This window comes from uncultured Christiangramia sp. (assembly GCF_913046405.1).
Lineage (GTDB): Bacteria > Bacteroidota > Bacteroidia > Flavobacteriales > Flavobacteriaceae > Christiangramia > Christiangramia marina.
Map to the genome: position 1 here is coordinate 1 of NZ_CAJWRQ010000138.1, position 5,831 is coordinate 5,831.

At 38.8% G+C, this 5,831-nt stretch carries 4 protein-coding genes and 1 pseudogene; 4 read left to right on the forward strand and 1 reads right to left on the reverse strand.

Going from position 1 to position 5,831, the window contains the following annotated elements; genetic code table 11:
- From QZ620_RS13220 to QZ620_RS13235, 4 genes and pseudogenes are all read left to right on the forward strand, one after another.
- Positions 1–744 (forward strand): annotated as a pseudogene (locus QZ620_RS13220) (peptidase M61); the annotation flags it as partial.
- A 115-nt stretch (positions 745–859) separates the two neighbouring features.
- Positions 860–2,866, forward strand: coding sequence for a cation:proton antiporter (locus QZ620_RS13225; protein WP_295182504.1), 2,007 nt, complete (start codon positions 860–862; stop codon positions 2,864–2,866).
- Positions 2,867–2,903: 37 nt separating this feature from the next.
- Positions 2,904–4,394, forward strand: coding sequence for a carboxypeptidase (locus QZ620_RS13230; protein ID WP_295182505.1), 1,491 nt, complete (start codon positions 2,904–2,906; stop codon positions 4,392–4,394).
- A gap of 55 nt (positions 4,395–4,449) precedes the next feature.
- Positions 4,450–4,941, forward strand: a complete 492-nt coding sequence (locus tag QZ620_RS13235) for a hypothetical protein (protein ID WP_295182507.1) — start codon at positions 4,450–4,452, stop codon at positions 4,939–4,941.
- A gap of 22 nt (positions 4,942–4,963) precedes the next feature.
- Here QZ620_RS13235 and thrC read toward each other — a convergent pair.
- The coding region (gene thrC, locus QZ620_RS13240) for a threonine synthase (protein WP_295182509.1) at positions 4,964–5,831 on the reverse strand (868 nt) is incomplete at its 5' end.

The following is a 5,831-nucleotide window of genomic DNA, read 5'->3' on the forward strand; positions in this document are numbered from 1 at the left end:
AATCAAAAGATTTCAACTTCGAAAAGATTTGATGACACCGTTCCATTTACGGTAATGAGTGAAAATATACTTACAGATGAGTATAAAGATTCCTATTACAATGTTTACCTCAAAGGAGCTCTCATTGGTATGGCCCTTGACATCAGGCTAAGAGAACTTAGCGGTGGAAATATGGGAATTCTGGATCTTATGAAGAAATTGAACGCAAAATATGGGAAAGACAAACCATTTAATGATGATGAATTGATTCCTACGATCGTTGAGCTTACATATCCTGAAATTCAGAATTTCTTTGACCAGTATGTAACTGGTGAAACACCGATTCCTTATGACGAGTTTTTTGCAAAAGCCGGAATTGAAGAGCAGGAGCAAATGACGGAAGTTGGTTTCTTTTTAAAAGGGCAGCAGCCATACATTACCGCAAACCAGGAAACTATGCAGATCGTTTTCCGTGGAGATACAGAATTTAATACATTTTTGAAGGAGCTTGGAGTTGAAGGCGGGGATGTGATCAAAAGCGTAAATGGAGAGGAATATAATGTCCAGAATGTTTATGAACTCATACGCAAGTCCCAGGAATGGAAAGAAGGAGATGACTTTACCATGACCATTGTTCGAAATGAAGAAGAGATGCAATTGAAAGCTAAGGTATCTACACCTATGGATACCCAAATGACTTTAAGCGAAGTACAGAATGCAGATGGCGATAAAATTGAATTGCGAAATGCCTGGTTGAAGGGTTAATCATATCCAGGTATTTCATATAAAGCGGCAGTATTTACTGCCGCTTTTTTTGTTTAAATGCTAGAGTCGCTCTCGCATTATTTTTATCTTTAAAATCTAATTAACCAGCCAAAATATGGAAATTCCAATCCTTCAGGATATTGTAATTATACTAGGATTATCGATCGTGATCATTCTCGTATTCCAGAAGTTGAAACTACCGGCAATTCTCGGATTTCTTCTTGCTGGAATCATAGCCGGCCCACATGCTTTTAATTTAATTAGTTCGCAGCATGATGTAGAATTGCTTTCAGAAATAGGAATTATTTTCCTGCTGTTCGTAATTGGGATCGAACTATCTTTAAAAGGTCTGGCATCCATCAAGAAGATCATATTTCTTGGTGGTGGTTTACAGGTTGGAGGTACTATTCTTGCCACTGCCGGAATATCAACTGCCTTGGGATTACCTTTAAATACATCTATTTTCCTGGGTTTCCTGTTTAGTTTAAGTAGTACGGCGATCGTCTTAAAATTACTTCAGGAGAAAGGGGAAATCTCCACACCGCATGGAAAAATAGGTCTGGGAATTCTTATTTTTCAGGACATTGTGGTAGTTCCCATGATGCTTTTCACACCCTTACTGGCCGGAGAGACGCCAAATATTCTCACGACAATAGGGATCATGGTCTTAAAGATCCTACTGGTATTGGTGATCGTATACATCCTTGCGCAATATGTGGCACCTAAGATCTTTGGATGGGTCGTAAAAACCAAGAACCAGGAATTATTCATTCTTACGGTCGTTGTATTTTGTTTCGGGGTGGCATGGTTAACTTCTACGGTCGGTTTATCACTTGCCTTAGGAGCGTTTTTCGCCGGACTCATTATTTCTGAATCAGATTACAGTCACCAGGCTACCGCAAACGTATTACCCTTTAGAGAAATATTCATCAGCTTTTTCTTTATCTCTGTAGGGACACTGCTGAATCTGGATTTCTTTGCTGAAAATATCCTGATTATTATTGGTCTTGTACTCGCGGTTGTATTATTGAAAATGCTGGTTATTGGAGTTACTGTACTAATTCTGAAGTTTCCAGCCAGAACCATGTTTTTGGCCATCTTCAGTCTCTTCCAGGTTGGTGAATTCTCCTTGTTGCTTTCCGGAGTAGGAAAAGAAAGCGGTATTATTCCTGAAAATATTTACCAGTATTTCCTGGCCATTTCTATCATTACGATGGGAATCACGCCGTTCCTGATAGAATCTGCTCCAAGGATCACTTATGCACTTCTGAAAGCACCAATTCCTCCAGCGGTTAGAAAAAGACTGGAAAACATTAAGAGAAGTACCAAAGCCGACGAAGAATTTTCCGAAGAGAATCTGAAGGATCATCTTGTTCTTATTGGTTACGGTATCAATGGATCCAATATATCTAAAGCAGCTCAAAAGGCTGAAATTCCATACGTGATCATTGATGCAAATCCGGAAGCATTTGATAAAGCAAAAGAACTTAAAGAACCCGTAATTTTCGGGGATGCCATCAATACAACGATTCTCAAGCATGCTCATGTGCAGGAAGCCCGGGTTATAGTAATTGCAATATCAGATGCTGGTGCGACCAGGAAAATGCTTACTTCGATAAGGCAATTAACCAAAACCGCTACCATTATTGTTCGTACCAAATATGTCAAAGAAATGGAAGAAGTCCTGAGATTGGGAGCAGACGAAGTGATCCCGGAAGAATTTGAAACTTCCATTGAGATTTTCACCAGAGTTCTTAAAAAATATCTTGTTCCTTTTGATGAAATTCAGGAATTTATCAATCAGATTAGATCTTCAGATTACGAGATGCTGACATCCATGAAGAAGAGACCACACTCTCCTGCCCTGCAACACTTGAACATTCCGAACAGGGAAATCGTAACTCTAAAAGTGAATCGGGATAACCGCCAGATCGTAGGAAAATCCATCGAAGATTCTGGTATTGGAAAGAACTTTCAGGTCACCTTGCTTGCGATACAAAGGGACCGCAGGTATTTGACAGAGATTTCACCAAAAACTATTATAGAACAAGGTGATTTATTATACCTGTTTGGGCATCCAACCAATATCAACCATCTTAATGATCAACTTTCTTTCAAGTAAATTAATATGCTGTTCAGCAGAAATACTTAAATCAAATATGAAAAAAATACAATTACTGTTTCTCGCATTATCATTCTTTTCTTACATCGGCATTGCACAAAAAGTCGAGATTCCACAGGACACCATGGTGACTACCAGTCATTCAGTAAGAATAAATGGGAAATCTATTGACTATACTGCGGAAACTGGTATGATGCCTCTCTGGAATGAAAGCGGAACTCCTATTGCAAGCCTATTTTACACCTATTATAAGCGTAAAAATGTAAATAATACTGAAGACCGTCCATTGGTTATTTCTTTCAATGGTGGACCCGGTTCAGCTTCCGTTTGGATGCATATTGCCTATACCGGTCCAAGGGTTTTGAAGATCGATGATGAGGGTTTTCCGGTACAACCATACGGAATTAAAGAAAATCCGCACTCAATTCTGGACGTGGCAGATATCGTTTATGTGAATCCCGTAAATACAGGTTTTTCAAGACCTATTCCAGATGCTGAAGGTAAGGTTGATAGAGAACGATTTTTTGGCGTACAGGCAGATATCACCTACCTCGCTGAGTGGCTAAGTACTTTTGTAACCAGGAAGAATAGATGGTTATCACCAAAATATCTTATTGGTGAAAGTTATGGTACCACTCGCGTATCTGGACTGGCTCTCGAATTGCAAAATAGTCAGTGGATGTACTTAAACGGCGTGATCCTGGTATCTCCTACTGAAATTGGAATAGATCGGGAAGGTCCGGTTGAAGTGGCAAACAGGCTTCCTTACTTTGCCGCGGCCGCGTGGTATCATAAAATGCTACCTTCAGAATTACAACAAAAAGATCTTGAAGAGCTATTACCCGAAGTAGAATCTTATGCGATCAACGAGCTTTTGCCGGTTCTTATGAAAGGTGGTTTTGCAGACACTGAAAAAAAGAACGAAGTCGCAGAGAAAATGGCTGAATACTCCGGTATAAAAAAGGAAGTCATTCTTCAGAATAATATGGAAGTACCTTTTCAATATTTCTGGAAAGAACTTTTAAGAGACAAAGAAGGTTACACCGTTGGCCGACTGGATTCTCGTTACAAAGGTCTGGACGCGAAGAATTCAGGAAATTCTCCAGATTACAATTCAGAGTTGACTTCATGGTTACATTCATTCACTCCGGCGATCAATCATTATTTACGAAATGATCTTCAGTTCAATACTGATTTGAAGTACTTTATGTTCGGCCCTGTTCACCCGTGGGATCGTAGTGGAAATAATTCCGGAGAGATGCTAAGACAGGCAATGGCGCAAAACCCTAATCTGGATGTTCTAATTCAATCTGGTTACTTCGATGGGGCTACCACCTATTTCAATGCCAAATACAGCATGTGGCAACTGGATCAAAGTGGCAGATTGAAGGATCGTCTTAGTTTTAAAGGTTACCGAAGCGGACATATGATGTACCTAAGAAGCGAAGACCTTCAAAAAGCGAATGATGATCTACGCAATTTTATCAATAATACACTGCCTGCAAAGGATCAGTCGGCTAAATATTAAATTCTAACGCAACTATATTCATGTTGAAGCATCTAATAAGAAACAAGTATATCTTATGAAAAAATTTTTGATATTACTCACCGTTCTATTTCTTACTGGATGCTCTAGTGATGACGAAACTATATCAGACACTGCAATTGAAGGCGTTTGGGAAAAGACCACTATAGTAGATTCTAATGAGTTTGATGAACTGGATGAAAATTTGAACTACGAATCTGTGATTCAATATAAATTCCTGAAGGCAAGTAAGTTCGAAAGTTATACTTTCATTCGAGCTATTGAAAGTTCAGAGATTACCGGTTATATGTTCAAGGAACTCGGAAGCTATACTATCAATAACAACCGACTTTCTTTAATTTCTGATAGATGGATTTCTCAAGATGATTCTGGAGCTCTTCAATCTCTGCAGGAATTAAGTTTAAATGAACAAGAAGTAGAATGGAGTTTCAACATAATACTGGAACAAAATACTTTAATATTTAATTTTGATCCCTGCGGACCTGCTGAGAATTGTATAGGAAGTATAACCCTGAACAAGGTTAATTAGAAAAATTTATTACATTCTAATATTAATAATCTTCCAGAAGAAATTCTTTCAGCTCTGCATACGTGCTTAGCTGAAAGGATTTCTTCTTTTTATCCAGAATTCCTGCTATAGAATCCGGCATAACTACTTTTGCTCCAGAAGCTTTTTCTACAGTTTCCTGGAATTTCACAGGATGCGCTGTTTCTAAAAACACTCCGCTATATTCCGGATTTATGTTTAGAAAGTCTTTGAGCCCCAAATAACCAACCGCGCCATGAGGATCCATTAAATAATTATGTTCTTCATAAACCAATCTAATTGCTTTATTAGTCTCGGAGTCGGTATAACTCATAGCCATCAAATGTTGTTTGAGATCTTCAAAGTGATTCCCGAATAATTCCAGGATACGAACAAAGTTGCTGGGATCACCAACATCCATAGCATTCGAAATGGTTTGAACACTCTGTTTTGCCTGGTAATTCTGAGATTCCATAAACCTGGTTATGGTATCATTGGCATTATTAGCCGCGACAAATGTATCTATAGGTAACCCCATCTTTTTTGCCAGTAGTCCTGCACAAATATTTCCAAAATTTCCACTTGGCACTGAAAAAGCTACCTTATTTTTTGTTTCTAACTGCCTGTAGGCAAGGAAGTAATAGAACATTTGAGGTAACCATCTAGCCAGGTTGATCGAGTTCGCTGAGGTAAGTTGCCGGCGATCTGTGATTTCACTATCGAGAAAAGCTTTTTTTACCATTCCCTGGCAATCATCAAAATTTCCATCAACTTCGATCGCCTGTATGTTTCGTCCCAGAGTGGTTAATTGTTTCTCCTGAATTTCACTCACCTTTTCTTTTGGGTAAAGAATGACCACATCGATCCCATCAACACCCAGAAAACCATTAGCC

Excerpts from the sequence above, each read along its gene's own strand:
- QZ620_RS13235 (WP_295182507.1), top strand. The coding sequence starts at position 4,450 with ATGAAAAAATTTTTGATATTACTCACCGTTCTATTTCTTACTGGATGC.
- QZ620_RS13225 (WP_295182504.1), top strand. The coding sequence starts at position 860 with ATGGAAATTCCAATCCTTCAGGATATTGTAATTATACTAGGATTATCG.
- QZ620_RS13230 (WP_295182505.1), top strand. The coding sequence starts at position 2,904 with ATGAAAAAAATACAATTACTGTTTCTCGCATTATCATTCTTTTCTTAC.